General features: G+C 68.9%; 32 protein-coding genes and 2 other RNA genes. 20 read left to right on the top strand and 14 right to left on the bottom strand.

Annotated elements, in window-relative coordinates; genetic code table 11:
• The first annotated feature begins 100 nt into the window (after nucleotides 1-100).
• The 6 genes from DM480_RS00825 (at nucleotide 101) to DM480_RS00800 (ending at nucleotide 3,348) form a co-directional block, all read left to right on the top strand.
• A complete protein-coding gene (locus DM480_RS00825; RefSeq protein WP_115377133.1) occupies nucleotides 101-400 on the top strand; it encodes a hypothetical protein in 300 nt (99 codons plus the stop codon).
• Between the two features lie 22 nt (nucleotides 401-422).
• Complete coding sequence (locus tag DM480_RS00820) at nucleotides 423-668, top strand: hypothetical protein (RefSeq protein WP_115377132.1); 246 nt, start codon at nucleotides 423-425, stop codon at nucleotides 666-668.
• A gap of 36 nt (nucleotides 669-704) precedes the next feature.
• Nucleotides 705-802: signal recognition particle sRNA small type (ffs, locus tag DM480_RS00815), an RNA gene on the top strand.
• 242 nt (nucleotides 803-1,044) lie between these two features.
• Entirely contained in the window at nucleotides 1,045-2,712 is a 1,668-nt protein-coding gene (locus DM480_RS00810) for a DNA polymerase III subunit gamma/tau (RefSeq protein ID WP_115377131.1), read from the top strand.
• Nucleotides 2,709-3,032, top strand: coding sequence for a YbaB/EbfC family nucleoid-associated protein (locus DM480_RS00805; protein WP_115377130.1), 324 nt, complete (start codon nucleotides 2,709-2,711; stop codon nucleotides 3,030-3,032). Before DM480_RS00810 ends, DM480_RS00805 begins: the two co-directional genes overlap by 4 nt.
• Before the next feature lie 76 nt (nucleotides 3,033-3,108).
• Nucleotides 3,109-3,348 carry a hypothetical protein gene (locus tag DM480_RS00800; protein ID WP_115377129.1) on the top strand — a complete coding sequence of 80 codons (240 nt, stop codon included), beginning with the start codon at nucleotides 3,109-3,111 and terminating at the stop codon, nucleotides 3,346-3,348.
• Nucleotides 3,349-3,511: 163 nt separating this feature from the next.
• Here DM480_RS00800 and mtgA read toward each other — a convergent pair whose 3' ends face one another.
• Complete coding sequence (gene mtgA / locus DM480_RS00795; protein ID WP_115377128.1) at nucleotides 3,512-4,189, bottom strand: monofunctional biosynthetic peptidoglycan transglycosylase; 678 nt, start codon at nucleotides 4,187-4,189, stop codon at nucleotides 3,512-3,514.
• Between the two features lie 74 nt (nucleotides 4,190-4,263).
• Here mtgA and DM480_RS00790 point away from each other — a divergent pair, with 74 nt between their 5' ends.
• Entirely contained in the window at nucleotides 4,264-4,791 is a 528-nt protein-coding gene (locus tag DM480_RS00790; RefSeq protein ID WP_232834061.1) for an MgtC/SapB family protein, read from the top strand.
• Here DM480_RS00790 and DM480_RS00785 read toward each other — a convergent pair.
• The 3 genes from DM480_RS00785 to DM480_RS00775 all read right to left on the bottom strand — a co-directional run bounded on the left by DM480_RS00785 (nucleotide 4,782) and on the right by DM480_RS00775 (nucleotide 8,032).
• Complete coding sequence (locus tag DM480_RS00785; RefSeq protein WP_115377127.1) at nucleotides 4,782-6,113, bottom strand: flavin monoamine oxidase family protein; 1,332 nt, start codon at nucleotides 6,111-6,113, stop codon at nucleotides 4,782-4,784. The genes DM480_RS00790 and DM480_RS00785 overlap by 10 nt on opposite strands.
• A 4-nt stretch (nucleotides 6,114-6,117) precedes the next feature.
• Nucleotides 6,118-7,023, bottom strand: a complete 906-nt coding sequence (gene rpoH, locus DM480_RS00780; protein ID WP_115380601.1) for an RNA polymerase sigma factor RpoH — start codon at nucleotides 7,021-7,023, stop codon at nucleotides 6,118-6,120.
• 61 nt (nucleotides 7,024-7,084) lie between these two features.
• Entirely contained in the window at nucleotides 7,085-8,032 is a 948-nt protein-coding gene (locus tag DM480_RS00775) for an RluA family pseudouridine synthase (RefSeq protein ID WP_115377126.1), read from the bottom strand.
• 20 nt (nucleotides 8,033-8,052) lie between these two features.
• Between DM480_RS00775 and DM480_RS00770 the strand changes: the two genes are divergently transcribed.
• The 12 genes from DM480_RS00770 (at nucleotide 8,053) to DM480_RS00715 (ending at nucleotide 18,555) form a co-directional block, all read left to right on the top strand.
• Complete coding sequence (locus tag DM480_RS00770; protein ID WP_115380599.1) at nucleotides 8,053-8,520, top strand: Mov34/MPN/PAD-1 family protein; 468 nt, start codon at nucleotides 8,053-8,055, stop codon at nucleotides 8,518-8,520.
• Between the two features lie 87 nt (nucleotides 8,521-8,607).
• Nucleotides 8,608-9,252, top strand: coding sequence for a histidine phosphotransferase family protein (locus DM480_RS00765; RefSeq protein ID WP_115377125.1), 645 nt, complete (start codon nucleotides 8,608-8,610; stop codon nucleotides 9,250-9,252).
• Nucleotides 9,253-9,324: 72 nt separating this feature from the next.
• Nucleotides 9,325-11,646 carry a chemotaxis protein CheA gene (locus tag DM480_RS00760; RefSeq protein WP_115377124.1) on the top strand — a complete coding sequence of 774 codons (2,322 nt, stop codon included), beginning with the start codon at nucleotides 9,325-9,327 and terminating at the stop codon, nucleotides 11,644-11,646.
• Between the two features lie 2 nt (nucleotides 11,647-11,648).
• Nucleotides 11,649-12,101, top strand: coding sequence for a chemotaxis protein CheW (locus tag DM480_RS00755; RefSeq protein ID WP_115377123.1), 453 nt, complete (start codon nucleotides 11,649-11,651; stop codon nucleotides 12,099-12,101).
• 67 nt (nucleotides 12,102-12,168) lie between these two features.
• A complete protein-coding gene (locus tag DM480_RS00750; protein WP_115377122.1) occupies nucleotides 12,169-12,534 on the top strand; it encodes a response regulator in 366 nt (121 codons plus the stop codon).
• Between the two features lie 19 nt (nucleotides 12,535-12,553).
• Nucleotides 12,554-13,639: a chemotaxis-specific protein-glutamate methyltransferase CheB gene (cheB, locus tag DM480_RS00745; RefSeq protein ID WP_115377121.1), complete on the top strand. Its 1,086-nt coding sequence runs from the start codon at nucleotides 12,554-12,556 to the stop codon at nucleotides 13,637-13,639.
• Entirely contained in the window at nucleotides 13,639-14,514 is an 876-nt protein-coding gene (locus DM480_RS00740) for a CheR family methyltransferase (protein ID WP_115377120.1), read from the top strand. The genes cheB and DM480_RS00740 overlap by 1 nt, the downstream gene beginning before the upstream one ends.
• A 55-nt stretch (nucleotides 14,515-14,569) precedes the next feature.
• Nucleotides 14,570-15,259 carry an N-acetylmuramoyl-L-alanine amidase gene (locus tag DM480_RS00735; protein ID WP_115377119.1) on the top strand — a complete coding sequence of 230 codons (690 nt, stop codon included), beginning with the start codon at nucleotides 14,570-14,572 and terminating at the stop codon, nucleotides 15,257-15,259.
• A 10-nt stretch (nucleotides 15,260-15,269) separates the two neighbouring features.
• Nucleotides 15,270-15,657, top strand: an RNA gene (rnpB, locus tag DM480_RS00730) — RNase P RNA component class A.
• Nucleotides 15,658-15,709: 52 nt separating this feature from the next.
• A complete protein-coding gene (locus tag DM480_RS00725; protein ID WP_115377118.1) occupies nucleotides 15,710-17,665 on the top strand; it encodes a hypothetical protein in 1,956 nt (651 codons plus the stop codon).
• A 54-nt stretch (nucleotides 17,666-17,719) separates the two neighbouring features.
• Nucleotides 17,720-18,259 (top strand): J domain-containing protein, encoded by a 540-nt coding sequence (locus tag DM480_RS00720; protein ID WP_115377117.1) that lies wholly within the window; start codon nucleotides 17,720-17,722, stop codon nucleotides 18,257-18,259.
• Complete coding sequence (locus DM480_RS00715) at nucleotides 18,244-18,555, top strand: (2Fe-2S) ferredoxin domain-containing protein (RefSeq protein WP_115377116.1); 312 nt, start codon at nucleotides 18,244-18,246, stop codon at nucleotides 18,553-18,555. The genes DM480_RS00720 and DM480_RS00715 overlap by 16 nt, the downstream gene beginning before the upstream one ends.
• A 36-nt stretch (nucleotides 18,556-18,591) precedes the next feature.
• Here DM480_RS00715 and DM480_RS00710 read toward each other — a convergent pair whose 3' ends face one another.
• The 10 genes from DM480_RS00710 to DM480_RS18195 all read right to left on the bottom strand — a co-directional run bounded on the left by DM480_RS00710 (nucleotide 18,592) and on the right by DM480_RS18195 (nucleotide 22,151).
• The gene (locus DM480_RS00710; protein WP_115377115.1) at nucleotides 18,592-18,996 is read right to left on the bottom strand and encodes a SufE family protein; all 405 of its coding nucleotides are present in this window, start codon (nucleotides 18,994-18,996) and stop codon (nucleotides 18,592-18,594) included.
• A gap of 180 nt (nucleotides 18,997-19,176) precedes the next feature.
• Nucleotides 19,177-19,413: a hypothetical protein gene (locus DM480_RS00705; protein WP_115377114.1), complete on the bottom strand. Its 237-nt coding sequence runs from the start codon at nucleotides 19,411-19,413 to the stop codon at nucleotides 19,177-19,179.
• A gap of 13 nt (nucleotides 19,414-19,426) precedes the next feature.
• Nucleotides 19,427-19,678, bottom strand: coding sequence for a hypothetical protein (locus DM480_RS00700; RefSeq protein ID WP_115377113.1), 252 nt, complete (start codon nucleotides 19,676-19,678; stop codon nucleotides 19,427-19,429).
• A 13-nt stretch (nucleotides 19,679-19,691) separates the two neighbouring features.
• On the bottom strand, nucleotides 19,692-19,886 hold the full coding sequence (locus DM480_RS00695; RefSeq protein WP_405053292.1) for a hypothetical protein: 195 nt from the start codon (nucleotides 19,884-19,886) through the stop codon (nucleotides 19,692-19,694).
• Nucleotides 19,887-19,960: 74 nt separating this feature from the next.
• Nucleotides 19,961-20,218 carry a hypothetical protein gene (locus tag DM480_RS00690; protein WP_115377112.1) on the bottom strand — a complete coding sequence of 86 codons (258 nt, stop codon included), beginning with the start codon at nucleotides 20,216-20,218 and terminating at the stop codon, nucleotides 19,961-19,963.
• 13 nt (nucleotides 20,219-20,231) lie between these two features.
• Nucleotides 20,232-20,537, bottom strand: a complete 306-nt coding sequence (locus tag DM480_RS00685; RefSeq protein ID WP_115377111.1) for a hypothetical protein — start codon at nucleotides 20,535-20,537, stop codon at nucleotides 20,232-20,234.
• Between the two features lie 46 nt (nucleotides 20,538-20,583).
• Complete coding sequence (pspC, locus tag DM480_RS00680) at nucleotides 20,584-20,958, bottom strand: envelope stress response membrane protein PspC (RefSeq protein ID WP_115377110.1); 375 nt, start codon at nucleotides 20,956-20,958, stop codon at nucleotides 20,584-20,586.
• Nucleotide 20,959: 1 nt separating this feature from the next.
• Nucleotides 20,960-21,262: an envelope stress response membrane protein PspB gene (pspB, locus tag DM480_RS00675; RefSeq protein WP_115377109.1), complete on the bottom strand. Its 303-nt coding sequence runs from the start codon at nucleotides 21,260-21,262 to the stop codon at nucleotides 20,960-20,962.
• 1 nt (nucleotide 21,263) lies between these two features.
• On the bottom strand, nucleotides 21,264-21,935 hold the full coding sequence (gene pspA, locus DM480_RS00670; protein ID WP_115377108.1) for a phage shock protein PspA: 672 nt from the start codon (nucleotides 21,933-21,935) through the stop codon (nucleotides 21,264-21,266).
• 72 nt (nucleotides 21,936-22,007) lie between these two features.
• The gene (locus tag DM480_RS18195; RefSeq protein ID WP_198665864.1) at nucleotides 22,008-22,151 is read right to left on the bottom strand and encodes a hypothetical protein; all 144 of its coding nucleotides are present in this window, start codon (nucleotides 22,149-22,151) and stop codon (nucleotides 22,008-22,010) included.
• 175 nt (nucleotides 22,152-22,326) lie between these two features.
• On the opposite strand from DM480_RS18195, the gene pspF reads away from it, so the two are divergent.
• On the top strand, nucleotides 22,327-23,412 hold the full coding sequence (gene pspF, locus DM480_RS00665) for a phage shock protein operon transcriptional activator (protein WP_115377107.1): 1,086 nt from the start codon (nucleotides 22,327-22,329) through the stop codon (nucleotides 23,410-23,412).
• Nucleotides 23,413-23,427: the final 15 nt, after the last annotated feature.

Below are 23,427 nucleotides of genomic sequence, written 5' to 3'. Positions count from 1 at the left end.
ACATTTTGACAACGACGGGTTCAGGACGCGTGCATCGCGCGTCATGCATCCTTTTGGGCATGCTCGGAATTATCGAGCGCACGAAAGGAGAAGATGCGTCATGAAACTCGTTGCCTTGCTCGGAGCCGGCGCGCTCGCCGCCGGCATGTTGACCGCCGCTGCCTCTCCTGCCCAGGCGCAGCGCTGGGGCGATCGCGGGTGGCACGATCGTGGCCCGGATCGTCGCGACTGGGGCCGCCGCGACTGGGATCGCCGTGGTTGGGACCATCGCGGCTGGGATCGCGGCGGCTGGAACCGTGGCGGATACGGCTGGGGCGGCTACGGTCGCACGCGCGTCGTCTGCCGCATCGAACGCGGCTGGTACGGGCCGGAGCGCCGCTGCTTCCGCGTCTATCGCTGATAACACCGAAGGAGGAAGACCGATGAAGATGTTGACCCTTCTGACCGCCGGTGCCGTCGCGCTGACTGGCCTTGCGCCGATCGCGGCGACGCCCGCCATGGCGCAGCGTACCGTGGTGACGGAGCGCACCGTCGTGCGCCACGACGACGGACCGCGCTGGCATCATCGCGGTCCGCACTGGCGCGGCCGGGCCCACGCACGCCGCGTGTGCGACTGGCGCTGGCGCGGTCATCACCGCGTGCGCGTCTGCCGCACCGCCCGCTGGTAACCGCTTGATCATCCCGCCCGACCCCGCCATATGGCACGCGGGAGTCGGGCGGACGTGGTCGTCGCCAACCCGGTCAGGTCCGGAAGGAAGCAGCCGCAACGATTTCGCCGCGGGTCGTCCCGGCTCCCACCGCGCTGGTCGCCTTCGCGACCAAGCGCGGCCGGCGGCGCGTTTCGCGCCGTCCGACGTCACGGCTTCGCCGTGACGCGTTACGAAAACCTATAATGCCCATCCGTCAAGCCGGCCTCGGTCCGGCATATGCTGCGGCCGCTCGGTTTGCGGGTGCGTGGATGCCGGAACGAGCCCGGCATGACGGGCATATAGCCCCCCCACAGGCCGCTACCATTCCCGCTCCGTTCCGCCTATCTAGCGGTCGATGTCCGACTCCTTCGACCTCGGCGCGCCGCCGCAACCCGCGAGCCAGCCGAACGCCTATCGCGTGCTCGCGCGCAAATACCGGCCGCAGACGTTCCGCGAACTGATCGGTCAGGACGCGATGGTCACCACGCTCGGCAATGCCATCACGCGCGGGCGGCTGGCGCACGCCTTTCTGATGACGGGCGTGCGGGGTGTCGGCAAGACGTCGACCGCGCGCCTGATCGCAAAGGCCTTGAACTGCATCGGCCCCGACGGGCAGGGTGGCCCGACGATCGATCCGTGCGGGCGATGCGAGCCGTGCCGCGCGATCGCGGAGGGGCGCCACATCGACGTGATCGAGATGGACGCTGCCAGCCACACCGGCGTCGACGACGTGCGCGAGATCATCGACGCGGCGCGCTATGCCGCCGTCTCCGCACGCTACAAGATCTACATCGTGGACGAGGTCCACATGCTCTCCAAGAACGCCTTCAACGCGCTGTTGAAGACGCTGGAGGAGCCGCCCGCCCATGTGAAGTTCCTGTTCGCCACGACCGAGGTGAACAAGGTGCCGATCACCGTCCTGTCGCGCTGCCAACGGTTCGACCTGCGCCGGATTTCCGCCGAGCAACTCGCCGAGCATTTCGCCTTCGTCTGCCGCGAGGAAGGCGTCGCGGCAGAGCCGGAGGCGCTGATGCTGATCGCGCGCGCGGCGGAAGGGTCGGCGCGCGACGGCCTGTCGATCCTCGATCAGGCGATCGCGCATGCCGGGCTGGAGGGCGGCGCGGTCGGCGCGGATGCGGTGCGCCAGATGCTCGGCCTGTCTGATCGGGGTGCGGTGCGCGATTTGCTGGCGTTGGTGCTGGCCGGCGACGGGCAGGGCGCGCTCGCCGCCCTGCGCCGCCAATATGATTACGGCGTCGATCCCGTGTCCGTGCTGCGGTCGTTGCTGGAAATGGTCCATGCAATCACGCTGACCAAGGTCGGCACGCCGGACGATCCGTCGCAGCCCGCGGAGGAACGCGCGGCGCGCCTCGACTGGGCGCAGCAATTGTCCTTCCCCGCGCTCCACCGCTTGTGGCAGCTGTTCCTGAAGGGGCATGACGAGGTCGCCAAAGCGGCGCTGCCGATCGAGGCGGCGGAGATGGCGCTGCTCCGCGCGATCCATGCGTCGACGCTGCCCGATCCGGGCGAGCTTGCGCGCCAGATCGCCAGCGGCAAAATCGCCGCGCCGCCCGCCGCAGCCTCTACGGGGTCGCCCGCCGCGCCGCCCGCGTCCGTCACCGCGACCGCGGCAGTGGAGGAAGCGGGGCCGGCGATTCCGGCGAGTTTCGCCGCGATGGTCGATGCGCTGGACGATGCCGGACAGCTCGCGCTCGCCGCGCGGCTGCGGCACGGCGCGCGGCTCGTCCGCTACGCCCCGCTCGAGATCGTGTTCAGCGGCAGTCGCCCGATGGCTGCCGATACGCTCGCCGAACTCGCCGCCGCGCTCAAGGCGTTGACGCAGAAGGTGTGGAAGGTGACGCTGGACGACGTGCCGGGCGAACCGACGCTGACCGAGGCGGAGGAAATGAAGGAGGAAAGCGCGCGGCAGGCCGCCTGGGCGCACCCGATGCTCCAGGCCGCGCGCGCCGCCTTCCCCGATGCCGAACTTGAAGATTTCCCCGGAAAACGGAGGCTTGCATGAAGAATCTCGATGAAATCCTCGCCATGGCGCAAAACGTCCAGAACGAGCTGCAAAAGGCGCAGGAACAGCTCGACACGATCGAGGTAGAGGGCGTCGCGGGTGGTGGCCTGGTCAAGGTCAAGGCGAGCGCCAAGGGGCGCATCATCGGCATCTCGATCGACGATTCGCTGATCGAGGTGTCGGAGAAGCAGATGCTCGAGGACCTGCTCGCCGCCGCGTTCAACGACGCGCGCGCCAAGGCGGACGCCGCAAGCGGCGCGGAAATGTCCAAGATGACCAACGGCTTGCCGCTGCCGCCGGGCTTCAAGCTGCCGTTCTGATACGCCGTTACGGCTGCGGAACGCACGCGGCCCGGTCGGCGTTGGGCTCCCCATCATCAACAGGAGGAGCCTTGTCATGGTACAGGATCGGATCGTCGAAACGCCGACCACGCACACTACGATCATCGAGCGCCGCGGCGGCGGTGGCGGCGTCGCCATCGCGATCGTGCTGCTGATCGCGGTGCTGATCGGCGGCTATTTCCTGTTCGTGCATCAGGGCAGCGAGAGCGCGAAGAACAGCGCGATCACGTCAGCCGCCAAGAGCGTCGAGAAGACCGCCGACAAGGCGGGCGACGCGATCGACACCAACAAATAAACCCCAATTCCCCTCCCGCTTGCGGGAGGGGTTAGGCACTGCGTTCACGCGTGTCATTTTCCCGCGAAGGCGGGAATCCAGAGACGCCGCCGTTGCGCTTCCCGCCGGGCTCCGCGCGTCTGGATCCCCGCCTCCGCGGGGATGACGGCGGTAGACGGGCCCGCTATTTCCGCAGGCAGGCGTCCAGCCCGTTGCGCCTCACCACTCCGACGTACCGCGCCAGCGCGTTGCCGTGGCTGCGCACGAAGCCATGCGGATCGATCGCCGCGCGCTTCTTGGGCAGCGGCAGCACCGCCGCGATCCGCCCCGCCTCGGTCGGGCTCAGCCGCGTCGCGTCGTGGTTGAAATAGCGTATCGCCGCCGCATCCGCGCCATAGGTGCCGATCCCCGTCTCCGCGACGTTGAGGTACACCTCTATGATCCGCCGTTTGCCCCACAGCGCCTCGATCAGCACGGTGAAATAGGCCTCGATCGCTTTGCGGACATAGCCGCCGCCCTGGAACAGGAAGACGTTCTTCGCGGTCTGCTGGCTGATCGTCGATCCGCCGCGCAGCCTTTTGCCTTTCGCATTGCTGTAGGCGGCGCTGGCGATCCCCTTCCAGTCGAACCCGTGGTGTTCGCAGAAGCGCGCGTCCTCGCCCGCGATCGCGGCGCGCGCCATGTCGGGGTCCATCGCGTCGAGTGACATCCACTGCTTGGTCACCCCGCGACCATGCAGCGCGTCGCCCATCATCGTCCAGGTGAAGGGCACGGGCACGAAGCGATAGATGCCGACCATCAGCACCGACACCAGCACGAAGCCGAGCAGGATTTTCAGGAACAGGCGAAGGACGAAGGCCATGATCCGCACGTCTGTGCCGCCTCGGCCGCCGCTTCGCAAGGGTGACTGACCGCGCGGGAACGGCATCGTCCGGCATGCGCTGGTCCATCATGGACGGCTTGATCGCGGACGATTGGCGGCCCCTGGCGCTTCGACTGGCGGCGGCGCTGGCTTTCGGGCTGGTGCTGGGCGCGGAGCGCGAATGGCGCGGTCACGACGCCGGCATCCGCACGCACGCGATCACCGCGCTCAGCGCGGCGACGATCACGCTATCCGCGCTGCTGCTGTTCGACGCGCTGCATGCGCGCGGCGGCGACGCCGATCCGCTGCGCGCCGTTCAGGGGCTGGCGCAAGCGATCGGCTTCATCGCGGGCGGGCTGATCTTCGTGCGCGGCGGCGACGTGCGCAACATGACGACGGCAGCCAGTCTGTGGATGGCGGCGGCGGGCGGGATCGCGGCAGGGGCGGGGCAATGGCGGCTCCTTGCGCTGGCCGCGGCGGCGGCGACTTTGCTGCTCACCCTTAATCTGGTGCTGCAGCGGATCGGTTGGAGCCGCGATGGCGATCGCGACGCGGGCGCGACCCGCATGCCCAATCGCCGCGGCAGCGCGGATCAGCCCTGACGCGTGGCCAGGATCGCCTCCGCCGCCGCGATACCGGTCGCATAGGCGCCGTGTGCGGTGGAGAAGTCGCGGAGCGAGCACGCCTCGCCCGCGAAGAACAGGCGCTCGTCGACGGGCGCCGCGAGCAGCGCGCGTGCCTCCGCGCGGCCGACGCGCGCGTGGCTGTAGCTGCCGTGGATATGCGGTTCGTCGCGCCAGTGCGTCGCGGCGAGCGGGTGTAGGCGGTGGCGCCAGTCGCTGCCGAGCAGGGCGACGAGTTCGTCGATCGCAAAGGCGATAGCGTCGTCGCGCGTTCGCATCCCTTCCGCGCAGGCGCCGCCGAAGAAGCTTTCGACGATCGGCCGCCCGAACGGCGACAGGCGATGGCTGGCGGTGCAAGCCCGATGCGGATCGCCGGTCAGATGCGCGTGCGCGGGCCATTCGGGCCGGTCGACCGCCAAAAACACCTTGTCCGCCAGGCCGAGCGGCAGGTCGGCTGCCGCCTGCTGCTTGTCGGGCAGCGGCGGGTCGAAGGCGATGGCGGCATAAGCGGTCGTCGGCAGCGCGAGGATGACACGGTCCGCCTCGATCGTGCCGGCGGGGGTGTCGAGGCGGATCGTCCGGCCGCGATGGTCGACGCGGGTAACGGGCGTGTCGAGCCGTATCGCCACGCCCGGCGCATGCTGCGCGATCAGCGTGCCGTAGCCCGCGGGCAGCGCCCAATTGTCGTCGGTCGCCGCATCCTCATACGCCGCCCAGTCGTGCAGCGAGACGCGATCCAGCGGCGCGCCATTGGCGTAGCCCGAAATGGCATCGATCATCGGACGCCACGGATCGTCCGGTGCGACGAAGGCGGACAGCGGCCGGTCGGGGCCGTGCAGCGCGGCATGCGCGGTGGTCTCGAACCGCACATAGGCGTCCTGAAACGCCCGCTGCTCGTCCGGCGGAAAGCCGAGGTCGCGCCACTGCACCCCCCAGTTGGGAGAGGAGCGGTCGACAGCGAAGCCTTCGCGCTCTGCGATCGTCGTCCATGGATTGCGGCGCGCGGAGTGGAGCCAGCCGCAGCCGGCGTCGACGGGGATGGTAGGCTCGCTGCCACCCGATTCAGTATTACCCCGGCGAAGGCCGGGACCCAGGTGAGGGACGTGGGGAGGCGGCAATTCGGATCGGGCAGCGCTACCATCCGGCGCACCCACCCAATCCGGCAGCGCCAAGGACCACGTCCGCGCCCGTCCGCCCAGTACCGCACCCGCCTCGACCACCAGAACCTCGGCGCCCGCATCGTGCAGCCGCCGCGCTGCCGCGATCCCGGCCGCACCGCCGCCGATAACGACGGTGCGCATGCGGTCAGGCCGCGGCCAGCAGCCGCTTCTCGCCGGCGATGCGCATCATCGCCTTCTGCAGCTTCTCGAACGCGCGCACCTCGATCTGGCGGACGCGTTCACGCGACACGCCATAGACCTGGCTCAGCTCCTCCAGCGTCTTGGGATCGTCGGTCAGGCGACGTTCGGTCAGGATATGCTTCTCGCGGTCGTTGAGGTCGTCCATCGCGCTGACGAGCATATCGTGGCGGACATCGGCTTCCTGCGCCTCCGCGACGACCTGGTCCTGCAAGGGGCCGTCATCCGCCAACCAGTCCTGCCACTGGCCCTCGCCATCCTCGCGCATCGAGACGTTGAGCGACGTGTCGCCGCCCATCGCCATGCGGCGGTTCATGCTGATCACCTCGTCCTCGTTGACGCCGAGGTCGGTGGCGATCTTGGCGACGTCCTCCGGCTTCAGGTCGCCGTCCTCGAACGCGTCGAGCTTGGACTTCATCCGCCTGAGGTTGAAGAACAGCTTCTTCTGCGCCGCGGTGGTGCCCATCTTCACGAGGCTCCACGAGCGCAGGATATATTCCTGGATCGACGCGCGGATCCACCACATCGCGTAGGTGGCGAGGCGGAAGCCGCGATCGGGTTCGAACTTCTTGACGCCCTGCATCAGACCGATGTTGCCCTCGGAGATCAACTCCGACGTCGGCAGGCCATAGCCGCGATAGCCCATCGCGATCTTCGCGACGAGGCGCAGATGGCTGGTGACGAGCTGCGCCGCCGCCTCGGTATCGCCATGCTCCTGAAAGCGTTTGGCGAGCATATATTCCTGCTCGGGCGCCAGGATCGGGAATTTCTTGATCTCGGCGAGGTAGCGGTTGAGGCTCTGCTCGCCGCCGAGGGCAGGAATCGTCGCGGGGACGTTGCTGCGGGCTGCCATGATCGTCTTCTCCCTTTCCTGGGGTCGTCCGTCCCGCACCGCGGCGACGGAGGACGCGAACCTATACGTGAAGCTCGGTGAACAGTTCCTGCATATCCGCAGGCATCGCGCTCTCGAAGGCCAGGGCATCGCCCCGGATCGGGTGGATGAACCCCAGATGCGCCGCATGCAAGGCCTGACGGCGGAAACCGAGGGTTTCGAGTAGCGCTTTCTGACCACCTTTTGTTCTACCATAGACCGGGTCACCCAGCAAGGCGTGCCCGATCGAGGCCATGTGGACGCGCACCTGATGCGTGCGGCCCGTCTCCAGCCGGCATTCCACCAGCGCGGCGTCGCGCAGCGGCTGGATCGTCGTGTAATGCGTCACCGCGCGCTTGCCGTGCGCCTGGATCGCGATCTTCTTGCGATTGGCGGGCGATCGGGCGAGTGGCGCGTCCACCGTGCCCGCCGGCGGGCGCGGAATACCGCCGGTGATCGCCCGATACCGGCGGTCGATGCTGTGGTCGTGGAACTGGCGCGCCAGCCCCTCGTGCGCGCGGTCGGTCTTGGCGGCCACCATCAGCCCGCTGGTATCCTTGTCGATGCGGTGGACGATCCCCGGACGCGCGACGCCGCCGATGCCCGACAGGCTGCCCTGGCAGTGATGGAGCAGCGCGTTGACCAATGTCCCGTCGAGGTTGCCCGCCGCCGGGTGGACGACCAGCCCCGCCGGCTTGTCGACCACGATCAGATGCTCGTCCTCATACGCGACGACGAGCGGGATATCCTGCGCCTCGTTATGCGCCGGCGTCGGGTTCGGCACCGTCACCGCGAACCGCTCGCCCGCGGCGGCGCGCTTGGCGGGATCGCGGACCAGCCGTTCGCCCTGCGACACCGCGCCCGCGTTGATCAGCACCTTCAGCCGCTCGCGCGACAGCGTCGGCACGGCGTCGGCCAGCGCACGGTCCAGCCGCCAGCCATCCGCCGCCGGCGTGATCGTCGCATCGATGATGGAAACCCCCCGGTCCATACCGTAACGATGTGGGAACGATGCTGAGGATATCAAGCGACCTGCTCGACCAAATCCGGGCGCATGCGGCGGCGACGTCGGATGTGGAGGTGTGCGGGCTGCTGCTCGGCCGCGATGGCTGCGTCGAGGCGGTCGTGGCGTGCGACAACGTGGCGGACGAGCCCGCCCGGCGGTTCGAGATCGACCCTGCTGCGCTGCTGGCGGCGCATCGGACAGCAAGGGCAGGGGAGGCGCCGGTGATCGGTCATTATCATTCGCACCCCAGCGGCGTCGCGGTGCCGTCGCCGCGCGATGCGGCGGACGCGATGCCGGACGGCATGGTGTGGCTGATCGTGGGTGGCCGCGAGGTCCGCGCGTGGCGGGCAGTCGCCGCAGGGGAGGTGGAAGGGCGGTTCGATCCTGTCGCGATCACGCCAACCCTTCCGGCACCCTTCCGGCGCTTCGCGCCTCCCTCCAGTATCGGGAGAGGGAAGGGGCCCGCGCGCTGAAAGCGCGTGGGAAGGGTGAGGGTGATCGCAACCCTTGCGCCCCCACCACACCTCCGCCACACACGCAGCAGCAACAAAGGGAACAGCATGTCCGTCAGCCCGGTCGATTTCGCCAGCCTGCTCTGTTCGCGGCTGTGCCACGACCTGCTCTCGCCCGTCGGTGCGCTCAACAACGGGCTCGAACTGCTCGGCGACGAACCCGACGAAGAGATGCGCGCCCGCGTCTTCGCGCTGCTCAGCGAGAGCGCCCGCACGTCGGCGAACAAGCTCAAGTTCTTCCGCCTCGCGTTCGGTGCGGGCGGCGGCTTCGGCGAGCGGATCGACGTGCGCGAGGCGAAGACCGCGATCGAGGGCCTGCTCGCCGATGCCAAACGTACGACGCTCGGCTGGCTGGTCGAGGGCGATGCCCTGCCCAAGACCGCGATCAAGGTGCTGCTCAACCTCGCGCTCATCGCCAACGAGGCGCTGGTGCGCGGCGGCACGCTCGACGTCGCGGGCGAGGAGAATGGCGGCCAGATCGAGATCGCGGTGAAGATCGAGGGGCCGCGCATCATCCTCGACCCCGATATCCGCGCCACACTGACCGATGGCGCGCGCGAAAGCGATGTGACGCCGCGCGCCGCTGCCGCCTATCTCGTCCATACCCTCGTCGCGGAGGCGGGCGGTGCGGTGCAGGTCTCGGAACCGGCGGAGAACGTCATGATCCTTGGCGCGGTGTTCAACGCCGGTTGATCCGGCGCCTTCGACGACTAACCCCGTCTTAACCCTTGTCCCTCCATGACGCTCCCGAACCGACGGGGGCCCATGGACGACCTGCTTCAGGATTTCATCGCCGAGACGCGCGAGACGCTGGAGGCGCTCTCGGGCGAGATCGTCGCGTGGGAGGCGCAGCCGACCGATCGCGCGCGCCTCGATGCGATCTTCCGCTTCGTCCATACGGTGAAGGGTAGCTGCGGCTTCCTCGACCTGCCCCGCCTTGCCCGGCTCAGCCATGCGGCCGAAGACGTGCTCGCCGCGGTGCGCGACGGCAAGCGTACGCCCGACACCGGGCTCGTCAACGCGGTGCTCGCGGTGGTCGACCGCATCGGCGAACTGGTGGAAGCGATCGATTCGGGCGCCAGTCTGGATGATTCGAGCGAAGACCTGCTCATCGCCGCGCTGGAGGATGATGCCGGCCCAACCGCGACGCAGGTGCAGGCCGCCGCGCCGCGCCTCAACAGCCGCTCCGTCCGTCTCAACGTCGACCTGCTCGATCGAATGATGAGCAGCATGTCGGAAATGGTGTTGGCGCGAAATGAACTCGCCCGCCGGCTGCGCGACGAACAGGTCGACCCGCTGGTCGAGGCGGCGCTGGAACGCCTGTCGCTGACCGTCGCCGAGATGCGCGACACGGTGACGCGCACGCGCATGCAAAAGGTGGAGGCGCTATTTTCCGCGCTGCCGCGCATGGTCCGCGACACCGCCGCCGAACTCGGCAAGCAGGTGCAGCTGAGCATCGAGGGATCGGACGTCGAACTCGACCGCGAGATGATCGAGCTGATGCGCGATCCGCTCGTCCACATCATCCGCAACGCGGTCGATCACGGGATCGAGGCGCCGGGTGACCGCCGCGCCGCGGGCAAGCGCGACGCCGGCCGGCTTACCGTGTCCGCGCGCCAGTCGGGCAACCAGATCCTGATCGAGATCGCCGACGACGGCCGCGGCATCGATACCGAACGCCTCGCCGCCAAGGCGATCGCGCAAAAGCTTCACACGCCCGCCGAGATCGCGGCGATGGACGCCAAGGCGCGCCTCGATCTCGTCTTTCATGCCGGCCTGTCGAGCCGCGACACCGTCACCGCGGTGTCGGGACGCGGCGTCGGCATGGATGTGGTGCGCGCCAACCTCGAAAATATCGGCGGCCGGATCGAGTTGATCAACCAGGCGGGACGCGGGCTGACGATCGTTATCTACGTGCCGCTGACGCTGTCGATCATGTCGACCGTCGTGGTCGGCGCTGGCGGCCAGCGTTTCGCCATAGCGCGCCAGTCGGTCGAGGAGATCCTCAACGTGCGCGGCGAGGCGGTGCGGATCGACCGGGTCGGCGACGCCGCGGTCGCGACGGTACGCGGTCGCCGCCTGCCGCTCGTCGCGCTCGGCCGGCTGCTCGGGCTGGGCGGCGTCGACGGGCTGGAGGATGCGAACGGCAAGCTCGCGATCGTCGCGACGCGCGACGGCGATTATGCGCTGGCGATCGACACCGTGCTCGATACCGAGGAACTGGTGGTGAAGCCCGCTGCGCCCGCGGTGATGGCGACCGGCGTCTATGCCGGCCAGACGTTGCCCGATTCGGGGCTGCCGATGCTGCTGCTCGACGGGGCGGGGATCGCCGCGGTCGCCGGCCTGCGCTTTCAGCGGCCGGTCGCGGCCGACCAGGCGGAGGCAGTCGTGGCCGAAGCCGGCATCGCGGCGCTGTTGTTCGAGGATCTGGACGGCGAGCGCCGCGTGCTGCCGCTTGCCGCGATCGATCGGGTCGAACCGGTGCCGGTCGACGCCATCCGCCATACCGGCGGCCGCCTGCGCCTCGCGATCGGCGACCGTCTGGTGCCGCTCCACGCGGTCGCCGCCATCCGCGATCGCGACGAGGTGCCCGTGCTGCGTCTGACCGATGGCGATACCGAACTCGCCTACGCCATTCACGAAGCGATGGAGATCGTCACGCTGCCCCACGATATCGCGGCGGCGACGACACCGGGGGCGATCGTCGGCGTGGTCATCGTCGAGGGCGAGCAGGTCGAGCTTGTCGATCCGCTCGCGCTCTTCGCCGCCGCCGATGTCGCGCCGCCATCGGAGCGGCTGTGCCTGCTGCACACCGACGGCAGCGGCTGGATGGAAACCTTCCTGCGCCCGACGATCGAGGCGGCGGGCTATCGCTGCGTCGCGCACGTGCCGCCCGGCGCCAGCGCCGATGTCGTCGTCACGATGGATGGCCCGGCGGATCGACCCGGTCAGGCGACGCTGCTGCTGGACGGCGGTGGCGCGCCCGTGCTGCGCCTGCGCCGCGAACGCAACGGCGCTGCGACCAGCATCTATCGCTATGATCGCCCGGCGCTGATCGCGGCGCTCGCGCGCGCGGTGGGAGAATGACGATGGACCTGTTCCTCATCGCGCATGTCGCCGGCCGCGCCGTCGCGATCGACACGACCGAAATTGATTCGGTCGTCGATTTGGCGCCCGTCGTCGCGGTGCCGCGCGCGCCCGGCTCGGTGCGTGGCCTTACCGCGCTGCGCAGCCGCGTCGTCACCGTCATCGACACCTGCCTGGCGCTGGGACTCGATCCGATGCCGGCAGACGCGCGCCGCGCGATCATCACCCGCGTCGACGGGCATCATTATGCGATGCTGGTCGATGCGCTGGAGGATGTCGCGTCCTTCGTCCGCCAGCCCCTGTCGTCGGGCCTCGCGCTCGATCGCGGCTGGGCGGCGGCGGGCAACGCCATGGTGGAGCGCGATGGCGAGCCGATCCTCGTCATCGACCTCGCCCGTCTCGTGCCGCTGCCCCAGCCGCTGCCCCAGCCTCTGCCACAGCCGCTCGCGGCTTAACGCGACGCTTACGCTTGCCGGCGCATATCCCTAGTCGCGCGATTCGCAGCAAAAAGGCCCGCACCGCATGAAGACCTGCCTCGTCGTCGACGATTCCAAGGTGATCCGCAAAGTCGCCCGCCATATCCTCGAGACGCTCGACTTCACCGTCACCGAGGCGTGCGACGGGCGCGAAGCGCTCGATTCCTGCATGGCCGCGGCGCCCGACGTCATCCTGCTCGACTGGAACATGCCGGTGATGAGCGGGATGGATTTCCTGCGGGCGCTACGCGATTCGAATATCCCGACCCGGCCGAAGGTCGTCTTCTGCACGACCGAGAATGGCATGGCGTACATCCGCGCCGCGATCGAGGCGGGCGCCGACGAATATGTGATGAAGCCGTTCGATCGCGATACGCTCGAATCGAAACTCCATATCGTGGGCATGGCCTGAACCCGGCAACCGTGCTGCCATGGCCGTCGCCACCCCCCGCCTTGAGCCGCAGGACGTCGATCCGCCGCTGCGCGTGCTGATCGTCGATGATTCGGCGGTCGCCCGTGCGGTGATGACGCGCATCGTCGAAGCGGACGCCCGCTTTGCGGTGAAGGGCAGCGTCGCAACCGCATCGGCCGCGCTCGCGCTGCTCGCGCAGGAGCGTGTCGACCTCGTCCTGCTCGACCTGCAGATGCCCGGCATCGACGGGCTGACCGCCTTGCCCGATCTGATCGCCGCGGGTCGCGGTGCCAAGATCCTCGTCGTGTCCGCCCAGGCCGGCGAGGGTGCGGAGAGCACGTTGCAGGCGCTGGCGCTCGGCGCCGCCGACACGCTCGTTAAGCCGGCGGCCGGCGAACGGATGGCCGCGTTCGGGGACGGGCTGATCGGCAAGCTGGTGCGGCTGGGCCATAGCGGCCTGGACGTGCCGCCGCTGCCCGCGGCGCTGCCGCCCATCGCCCCGGTCTCCGCCGCCGGGCGGGGGCGCAGCGACTATGACCTCGTCGCCATCGGCGCATCGACCGGGGGCATCCACGCACTCAGCCAGTTGCTGCGCGCCCTACCGGCGACGTTCCGCGTGCCGATCCTCATCACGCAGCATCTGCCGGCATCGTTCATGCCCTATTTCGCGGCGCAGATCGCGACGCTGTCCGGGCGGCCGTGCGATGTCGCGACCGACCTCATGCGCGTGCAGCCGGGCCGCATCGTCGTCGCGCCGGGCGATGCGCATCTGCGCTGCGTCGCGCTCCCCGATGGCGCGGCGGCGATCCGGCTGTCCCACGCGCCGGCGGCCAGCGGCTGCCTGCCGTCGGTTGATCCGATGTTCGCATCGGCCGCCGCGGTATTCGGTGCGCGGATGCTCGCGATCGTCCTCAGCGGCATGGGGCGGGACGGTGCGGAAGGCGCCAAGGCTGTGCGCGAGGCCGGCGGCTGCGTCGTCGTGCAGGATCAGACGACGTCGGTGGTCTGGGGCATGCCGGGCGCGGTCGCGGCGATCGGTGCGGCCGATGCGATCCTGACCCCCGACGCCATCGGCCGTCTCGCGATCAGCGGGGCGCGTCCCTGATGCCGTCACGCCTGCCTGCCGCGTCCGCGCCGCCACCCGCATCCGCCGCGATCTCGCAACTTGCGCTCAACGTGTTCAGCAGTTTGCTGGAAGTGCGGACGGGCCAGCAGATAGCCGCCTATCGCTCATGGCGGATCGATACCGCGCTCAAGCCGCTGCTGCGTGCCCGCGGGCTCGGCACGCTCGACCAGCTCGTCGCGTTGCTGCTCGACCGCAACGACCAGGCCCTCGGCGACCAGATCGTCGATGCGCTCGTCAACGGCGAAACGTCCTTCTTCCGCGAGGCACCGGTGTTCGACCTGGTGGTCGAGGCGGTGGAGGCGATCGAGGCGAGCGGCCGGCACCCGCGCATCTGGTGTGCCGGCTGTTCCAGCGGGCAGGAGCCGCTGTCGCTGGCGATGCTGTTCGCCGAACGCGCGCACGACACGGGCGTGCGGATGCCCGATATCGTCGCGACCGACGTGTCCGAGGTCGCCGTGGCGCGCACCCGTGCGGGGCGCTATTCGCAATTCGAGATCCAGCGTGGCCTGCCGATCCGGCGCATGATGCGCTGGTTCGATGCGGCGGGTGACGACTGGGCCGCCAAGCCCGAACTGCTGCGCGCGATCACGGTCCGCCGCCACAATCTGGCCGCCGACCCTGCGCCTGGCCAGTTCGACATCCTGTTGTGCCGCAACGTGCTGCTCTATTTTTCGCCGCAGACGAAAGGCGAGGTGTTCGGCCGCTTCGCCCGGGCGCTGCGGCCGGGGGGCATGCTGGTGCTCGGCGCAGGCGAGACGGTCATCGGCCAGACCGACGCCTTCGTTCCCAGCCGCACGTTGCGCGGGCTGTACGAGCGCGTGACCGGCCCCGCCGCCGGTATCGCCGCCGCCTGAGGCCTTGCGCGCGCCGCCTCTTACGCGCCGGCGCGCCTTCGGCTAATCGACGGGCATGACCTTCCTCGACATGCCCTCGCCGAACTTCGACGAGCGGACGCTGCCGATCAGCATGATCGTGCTGCATTATACCGGGATGCAGGATGGCGCCGCCGCGCTCGCGCGATTGTGCGATCCGGAGGCGAAGGTGTCGGCGCATTATCTGGTCGAGGAGGACGGCCGCATCTTCCGCCTCGTCGACGAGGATAAACGGGCGTGGCACGCGGGCCGCTCGCACTGGCGCGGCCTCACCGATATCAATTCCGCGAGCGTGGGGATCGAGATCGTCAATCCCGGTCACGAATGGGGATATCGCCCCTTTCCCGAGGCGCAGGTCGATGCCGTCGTCCGCCTCGTCGCCGCGGTGAAGGATCGCCATGCGATCACGCGCGGCAATGTCGTCGGCCATTCCGACGTCGCGCCGCTGCGCAAGCGCGATCCCGGCGAGTTGTTTCCCTGGGGGCGGCTCGCCCGGCTGCGGCTTGCGCTGCCGCGCCCGACGCAGAAGCTGATGGACCCGATGTGGACGCGCGCGGGCTTCCTGCTCGCGCTCGAACGCTTCGGGTACGACGTCTCGGACCCGCTTGCGGCGACGATGGCGTTCCAGCGCCGCTTCCGCCCCGAACTGGTCGATGGCGAGATCGACGCCGAATGCCGCATGCTGCTGCTCGCGCTGCTGCTTCCCAAGCCGCAAGGGGACGAGTAAGGGGACCGTGCCAGAGGGTCGGGCGGCCGCGTCGCATGCCGTGCATGTGTCGAGGAAAGTCCGGGCTCCGCGGAACGACGGTGCCGGGTAACGCCCGGCGGGGGCGACCCCAGGGACAGTGCCACAGAGAGCAGACCGCCTGCCTTCGCGGCAGGTAAGGGTGAAAGGGTGCGGCAAGAGCGCACCGCGCGGCCGGTAACGGCAGCGGCACGGCAAACCCCACCGGGAGCAAGACCGAATAGGGGCGGCATGGGGCGCGGCGACGCGCACCGGGGTGTGTTCCCACCCGCTGCCCGGGTTGGTTGCTGGAGGCGGCGCGCAAGCGTCGTCCGAGAGGAATGGTCGCCCAGTCCCCGAAAGGGGATGGACAGAACCCGGCTTACAGACCCTCTGGCATCGTCCCGCCGCGCGGGGCAGGATCGCTGTTCCGGCAGGGGAGCGATTCGGGCGATGAAGCGGATGATGGCGACGGCAGCGCTGGTGGCGCTGGCGACAGGATCGGGCGCGCAGCAGCCGGCACGAACCGTTCAGCAGGATTTCGACGCCGCCGAACAGCTCGATACCGGCACCGACAAGGCCGCCGCGCTCGCCGCATGGGAAGCGCTGGAACGGCGCGTCGCTTCGCGTCCGCGCAGCCATGCGATCGTGCTGGTGCGCAAGAGCGCCGCTTTGCTCGCGCTGGACCGCAAGGACGAGGCGAATGCCGCGGCGCAGGCGGGGCTGGCGATCTTGCCCGCCGACGACCCGTCGCTGCGCGCGGACCGGTTCAGGGCGAGCTTTAACCTCGGCCGGATCGCGATGACCAGCCTCGACTATGCGACCGCCGCCGACTGGTTCGCCAAGGCCGAAGCCATCGCCGACACGCCGCGCGACAAGATGGTCGCCAACCTCGCGCTGGTCCAGACGACGACGTTCACCGATCCCGCTGCCGCCGCCGCGGCGCAGGCGCGGCTCGACCCATTGGTCGCATCGGCGAAGCTCGACGCCGCCTCGCTCGGCACTATCGCGGAAGCCAAGGGGACGATGCAGCTCAACCGCGGCGAAATCCCCGCCGCGCAGGCGACGTTCCGCGACGCGGTCCGCGCGTTCGGCGGCATGAACACCCAGCGTATCGACGTGCGCGACGTGTCGGTCCGGTCCGATGCGGCGATCGCCTATCTGCTCGGCGGCAACGAGACGGAGGCGCGGCGGTACGTCGCAATGACGGGGGCGGGCGCGACCTCGATCGGGCTGATCGATCCCGGCGTGGCGATGGTGCCGCCCGATTGCGGCGGCGAGGCGGGGCTGAAGCCCGACGACATGGCCGTTGTCGAATTCTCGATCGCCGACGACGGCACCGCGCAAGGCGTGCGCCCGATCTATGCGGCGGGCGGCGGCAAGGTCGCGCTCGAGTTCGCGCGCGCGGTGCGGCAATGGGCGTGGACCGCGGATCAGGTGAAGGCGATGCCGACCTTCCTGCGTTACAACGCGCGGGTCGAGGTGCGCTGCAACCTCGCGTTCCAGCGCCCGTCGATCGGCGACGGGCTGGATGCGGAACTGGTCGCCTGGGGGCGCGGCAAGGGGCTGACCTTTGCCGAAAAGCCCGATGCCCCAGCCATCGCTTTGGTCGCCCAGCGCCACGCGCTTGCTGAGGTCGCGGCGGCCGGGGACACGCTGACGGCGCTGCCCGCGCTGTTCGCGCTCGTCGAAAATCCCGTTCTGCCGCGCGACGAGCGCCGCGTTTATGCGCAACGCGCGCTTGTCATCGCGGCGGCCAATGGCGCACCTGCGCCTGCCAAGCTGTCGCTGGACCTTGCAATACGGACCGCCGCCACGGCGGATATCCACAAGCCGCTGGTCTTCCGTCGCCTGATCGAGCCGATGCTCGCCGAGCCGGCATATGCCGCGGATCCGCAGTCGCGCGCCGCCTTGAGTCTGCTGCTTGTGGATCGTGAGGCGACCGGAGCGCGCACCGGCAAGGAGGCGCTTCTGCGGCAGGTCGCCAACGACCCGCAGCTTTCCGCCAGCGACCCGCTGAAGGTGGGGGCGCTGATTCGCCTCGCCTCGATCGCGCAAACGCGCGGCGATCTGCCGGCAGCGCGGGCGGCATTTGCTGCTTCGGGATTGGCCGCGAGCCAATGCGCGCTGATCGACAAGCAGCCTGCGGTCGCGTCGTACGGTCACGACGCCTATCCCGACGAGGCGCGCCGTTGGGGGATGGGCGGCTGGACGCGCATGCAGTTCGATGTCGCAGCCGACGGGACGGTAAAGGGCGCACGGCCGATCGTGGCCTATCCTCCCTTCGTCTTCGGCAAGCCCAGCACGGCGATGATCACGACGACCCGTTTCAACAAGACGTACCGGCCCGACGGCGGCGTCGGCTGCGGCGCGTTTACCACCAACGTGCGCTACAAGCTGGGCGGCTGATCGCGCGTCGCCGGTGCTTGCGCGTTGCCGCCGAACGCTTATGTCGCAGGCGCAATGGCGCGTAGCACGACCCGTTCGAACGACTGGGGCTTTCCCCGCTGGCGGGGCTATGGCTCCGGCCGCGAGACGACGACGGTGCGGCTGTGTGACCGCCACGGCTGCGACAAGCCGGGCGACTGCCCCGCGCCGAAATCGCCTAACAGCCCGGATCGCTGGTATTTCTGCACCGACCATGCCGCCGAATACAATCGCGGCTGGAATTATTTCGAAGGGCTGTCGGCGGAAGAAGCCGCGCAGCGCGAGGCGTCGGAAAGCCGCACTGCCTCGGGTTATGCCAGCGCGAACCATTATGCGTGGGGCGGGCCGGGCGACGGCACCCGATCGCGCGACGAGATGCGCGCGCTCGACGTGCTCGGGCTCGATGGCGATGCCGATTTCGAAGGTGTGAAGGGCGCGTGGCGTCGCCTCGCCAAGGAAAACCACCCGGACGTGCGCCCGGGCGACGCCGATGCGGCGGTGCGCTTCCAGGCGGTGCAGGCGGCCTATGAGGTCCTCAAGACCGCGGAGGACCGCCGCACGTGGCGCCCCCGCTGAAGGCGATCGGCGCCGAATGGCAGGGAGCGGTGCTGGTCTGCGGCAAGTGCACGAAGAAAGTGGGCGGCGGCTTTGGCAAGAAGGCGCGCACGCCGCTCGCCAAGCTGCTGCGCAAGCTGCTCGGCCTCAAGAAGGGGCGCAAGGCGCCGCTCGGCATCGTCGAGACGCGCTGCCTCGGCCTGTGCCCGAAGAACGCCGTGGCGATGATCGACGCGCGGCGTCCCGACCAATGGCTCGTCGTTCCTAAGGGTGCGGACGTCGCGGAGCTGGCGGCGCGGATCGCCCGCGTGCCGTAAACCTGCCTCCTCCCGCCTGCTGGAGGGGAGATCGGGTCACCCGTAGCGCGCCGCCGTCTCGCGGATCAGCGCGATCATGTTGGGGATACCCTGCGTCCGGTTGGAACTGAGCTGGTTCCTGAGGTCGAACGGCGCGAGGTCCCCCTCGATATCGGCGGTGGTTATGGCGGCGGGCGGCTGGTCCTGCACCGTCAGCAGCACCAGCGCGATGATCCCCTTGGTGATCGCGGCGTTCGAATCGGCCAGAAAATGGAGCGTGCCGTCGTCGCGCACGGTGGGATAGACCCACACCGCCGCCGAACAGCCGCGCACCAGCGTCGCGTCGGTCTTCAGCGCATCCGGCATCGGCTCCAGCGCCCGGCCCAGATCGATCAGCAGGCGATAGCGATCGTCGGCATCGAGAAATTCATATTCGTCGCGGACGTCGGCGAGGCTGGTCATGCGGCCGTCCGGTACAGCGCGGGGCGGGGTGGGGCAATCGGCATCCTCTGTCCCTCCCGCCTGCGGGACGGGAACCATCGGCAGGAGGGTGGGGCGGGCTATCGACGCTGGCTTGCGGGGATGCTGCCTTGCGTCAGCGCCGGCGCGCCGCCGCAGCCCCCTGTCGGGAAGGGCAGGCGCTCACAAGTCGACGCCCGCCGCGATCGCCTCCAGCTTCTTGATCCGTTCCTTGAGGTCGGCGATTTCGATCCGCGATCCGGCGGACGGGCCGGGCGTCGCCTGTTCGTGGACCTGATCGAGTTGCTGGTGCTTCAGCGCCAGCCAGCTGCGCCAGCCCGAAAGGCCCGCGGTGGTGACCATCGCAAGCCCCGCAAGGCTCGACAGCGACACGGTGAGATACAGGTTGGGGTCGGTCATGATCCGCCTCCTTTCAGCGGTCGCGCAGCCGGTCGATCTCGCGGTCGAGATCGATGCTGCTGCGGTTGTCGGTGATGACGCGTTCCAGCACCTGGACGCGCTCCTTCAGGCTGCGCACCTCCTCGCGAAGGCGCCGGTTGTCCTCGTCGCCGGTCGGCGCGAAGGGCGCGTCGGCGTGCGGGCGGTGCGCGGCGAAGCGGCTGCGCATGATGCCGCCGAAGATCACGATGGCGACGATCGCGACGATCATCTCTGCAGGGTTCATGGGCGTTTCGTCCTCAGTTGGCGCCGATACGCAGGCGTTCGATCGCGTCGGACAGGTCGGCGCCGCGGTCGGTGGCGATCCGTTCCAGCACGCGCACCCGCGTCTCCAGGCGTTCGATGTGCGCGGCATATTGCGCCGCCTTCTCCGCGGTCTGTGCGTTGAGCGCGACCGCCATCGTCTCCTTGTGCTTCAGCCAGCGCTTGAACATCTCGGATCCGATGCCGAGGATGACGGGCAGGCCGACGACGACGAGGGCGAGCATGAAGATGGTGAAGCCGTTCATCAGCGCAGCCTTTCGATCTCGCGGTCCAGCATGTGCGACCGGTCGGTGACGATCCGCTCGACCGTGGCGAGCCGCTCCTGCAGCCGGTCGATCTGGCCGATCCGCTGGGTGTTCTCGGCATCGAGTAGCTGGATGTCGCGGCGCGCCTCGACATCGGGGCCGGCGATCGCCTGACGCACCTTGCGGCGGCCGTACCATTGGACGGCCAGCGTCAGGCCGACGCCCATCATCAGGAAAAAGAAATGTTCGGGTAGCATGGCGGCCTGTCCCTTACCGGTCGCGGAGCGCTTCGATCTCGCGGGCGGTACGCTCGGCGGGATCGGTGGCGATGCGTTCGAGGACGGCGATCCGTTCCTCCAGCCGGCTGACCTGGCCGGTCAGCTTCTCGTTCTCGTTGGTGAGCAGCATGATCTTGCGCTCGGCTTCGATGTCGCCGTCGACCTGTGCGTAGCGTCCGCGGCGGCTGCGGCGACCATCCTCGCCGATCGGGTAGCCGTGCTTGGCCTTGACCCAGGTGGTGAAGGCATGCCGCGCCGACACCGCACCGACGATACCCACCGGCACCATCCAACCCATGTCCATGATAACTCTCCCCTTTATGACGGCTCGCGAGCGTTCGTGCTCAGCGCAGGCTGTCGATTTCCTCGGCCAGCCGGCTGTTGCGGCTGGTATAGTGCAGCTCGATGTCGGCGAGCCGGCGGTCGATGTCGCGGAACTTGCTGCGCACTTCCGCGGTCGATCGCGTCGGATTGCTGCGCACGCCCTGCCAGAACTTCCGGTCGTCGGCATCCTGGTAAAGACCGTTCGGCTTTTCCGGCGCCAAGTGCGCGGTCGCCCAATAGCCCAGCAGGATGACGCCGCCGGTCGCCCAGAGCAGGGCGAGCATCGCGATGCGCACGATCGTCACGTCCAGCCCGGTATATTCGCTGATCCCGGCGCATACGCCGGAGACTTTCTTGTTCTGGCGGTCGAGGTAGAATTGCGTACGGGCGGCCATGTTACATCCTCCCTTCGAGGCGATAGTCGGACTGGCGATCCATGGCGGGGCGGTCGAGCCCCGGGCGGATTTCGGCGCCAAGGCCGGTGCGGAAATCCGGGTTGTCGGCGGCGACGATCCGCTCGACGGTGTTCAGGCGGTCTTCCAGCCGGCGGGCCAGATTGTACATCTCGTCGAGCAGCTTCTCGTCCTCGTCGGTTATCTTGGGCGCCTGCTTCCACTTGGTGATATAGTGGAAGATCACCCACGGCAGACCGATGAAGATCGAGGTGATCGCGATCAGCGGGACGATGACGTCTTCCATCTCAGCCCTCCCGGTTCGCGTTCATCCGCGCCTTCAGCGCCGCGAGTTCGGCATCGACCTTGTCGCTCTGGCGCAGCTCGGCGATCTCTTCCTCCAGCGTCTTCGTGACGCCCAGCCCCAGCGCCTCGGCGCGGCCCTCGGCATCGTCGACGCGGCGTTCCAGGATATCGAAGCGGCTGAACGCCTCATGCGTCTTGGGGCCGGCGTACATCTCGCGCAGGCGGAAGCGGTTGTTTGCGCTTTCCAGCCGCGTCTGGACGTTGGCCTGCTTGCTGCGCGCCTCGGTCAGCTTCTTCTGCAGCTTGGCGATATCCTCTTCCGACGCGCGCAGCGCATCGTCGAGCACCTGCACCTCGGCCTTCAGCTGGTCGGCCATGTCGGCCGCCTTCTGCTTTTCGAGCAGCGCCGCCTTGGCCAGGTCCTCGCGATCCTTCGACAGCGCGAGCTCGGCCTTTTCGGTCCAGTTCGCCTGCAGCTGGTCCAGCTTCAGGATATGCCGGCGCATCTCCTTCTGGTCGGCGATGGTGCGCGCGGCGGAGGCGCGAACCTCGACCAAGGTCTCCTCCATTTCGAGGATGATCATCCGGATCATCTTCGCCGGGTCTTCTGCCTTTTCCAGCAGGTCGGCGAAGTTGGCGGCGACGATGTCGCGGGTGCGGGAGAAAATGCCCATCTGTCGTGATGCTCCTGGGAAATCTGGGTCCGGGGCGGGCGAGGGAAACATGGGCCCGCCCCGGGTCGCTGCTTACGCCGTCAGGCGGGCAGCGGACGCCGTCGCGGACGCGCCGTGGCCGGTCGCCGGACCCACCGCGCCGGCGACGCAGGTCGCGCTGAAGACGATGGTGCAGGCGATGGCGGCGATCGTGCGGCCGATGTCGGACTTGAACATGGGAACCTCCTGAATTCTGAACCTTGTTGCCGCCGCATCGGCGGGTTGCCCAGAGCTTTGCACGAGCCGTGCCAATTGCAGAAACGGCGAAAATGCGTGGTTTTCGGGTGTATTATCTGCATGAACCACGGATGAACACTTGCGGACCATTGGGATTTTGCGCCAAGAGTTGGCGATGCAGCGCACGACCCAGGTCATCGGCCAATCCGGCGCCTTCCTCGACGCGCTCGAACGCGCCAGCCGCGCCGCCGCGCTCGACCGGCCGGTGCTGGTCATCGGGGAACGCGGCACGGGCAAGGAGCTCGTCGCCGAACGTCTGCACCGCCTGTCGCCGCGCTGGGACCAGCCGCTCGTCGTGATGAACTGCGCTGCCTTGCCGGAAACGCTGATCGAGGCGGAGCTGTTCGGGCACGAGGCGGGCGCCTTCACCGGCGCGACCAAGGCGCGCGCGGGCCGGTTCGAGGAGGCGCACGGCGGCACCCTGTTCCTCGACGAGCTGGGCACGCTGTCGATGGCGGCGCAGGACCGGCTGCTGCGCGCGGTCGAATATGGCGAGGTTACACGGATCGGCTCCAGCCGTCCGCTGCGCGTCGACGTGCGCATCGTCGCGGCGACCAACGAGCATCTGCCCGACAAGGTCGATGCCCACGAATTTCGCGCCGACCTGCTCGACCGGCTGTCGTTCGAGGTGGTGACGCTGCCGCCCTTGCGTGCGCGCACCGGGGACATCGTCGTGCTCGCCGACCATTTCGGGCGGCGCATGGCGTCGGAGATCGGGTGGGAACGCTGGCCGGGGTTCGGGCCGACCGCGCTCGACACGCTGATGACGCATCGCTGGCCGGGCAACGTGCGCGAATTGCGCAACGTCGTCGAGCGCGCGGTCTATCGCTGGGAAGGAGAGGGCCCGGTCGACCGGATCGAGATCGATCCCTTCGCCTCGCCCTACCGGCCGTCCGGAGTCCATGGCGGCGCGGCACCCTTGCCTGCGTCGGGGCCGGCATCCGGCCCAGCTTCCGGCCCAGCTTCCGGCAAGGCCGAGCCGGCACGGCGCGAGGAACCGGAGGACAGCCCCGTCGCCGCCTGCGACGCCGGGCCGTCCGACTTCAAGTCGCGCGTCGCGCGGTTCGAACGCGAACTGCTGGCGAAGGCGCTCGCCGAACACCGTTTCAACCAGCGCGCTACCGCGGATTCGCTCGGCCTCACCTACGACCAGCTCCGCCACGCGCTGCGCCGCCACGACCTCATCAACGCGGGCGGGTGATCGTGTCTCCCCCTC

The sequence above is a fragment of the Sphingomonas sp. FARSPH genome, assembly GCF_003355005.1.
Classification (GTDB): Bacteria; Pseudomonadota; Alphaproteobacteria; order Sphingomonadales; family Sphingomonadaceae; genus Sphingomonas.
This window is presented reverse-complemented; position numbering and strand designations above follow the sequence as displayed.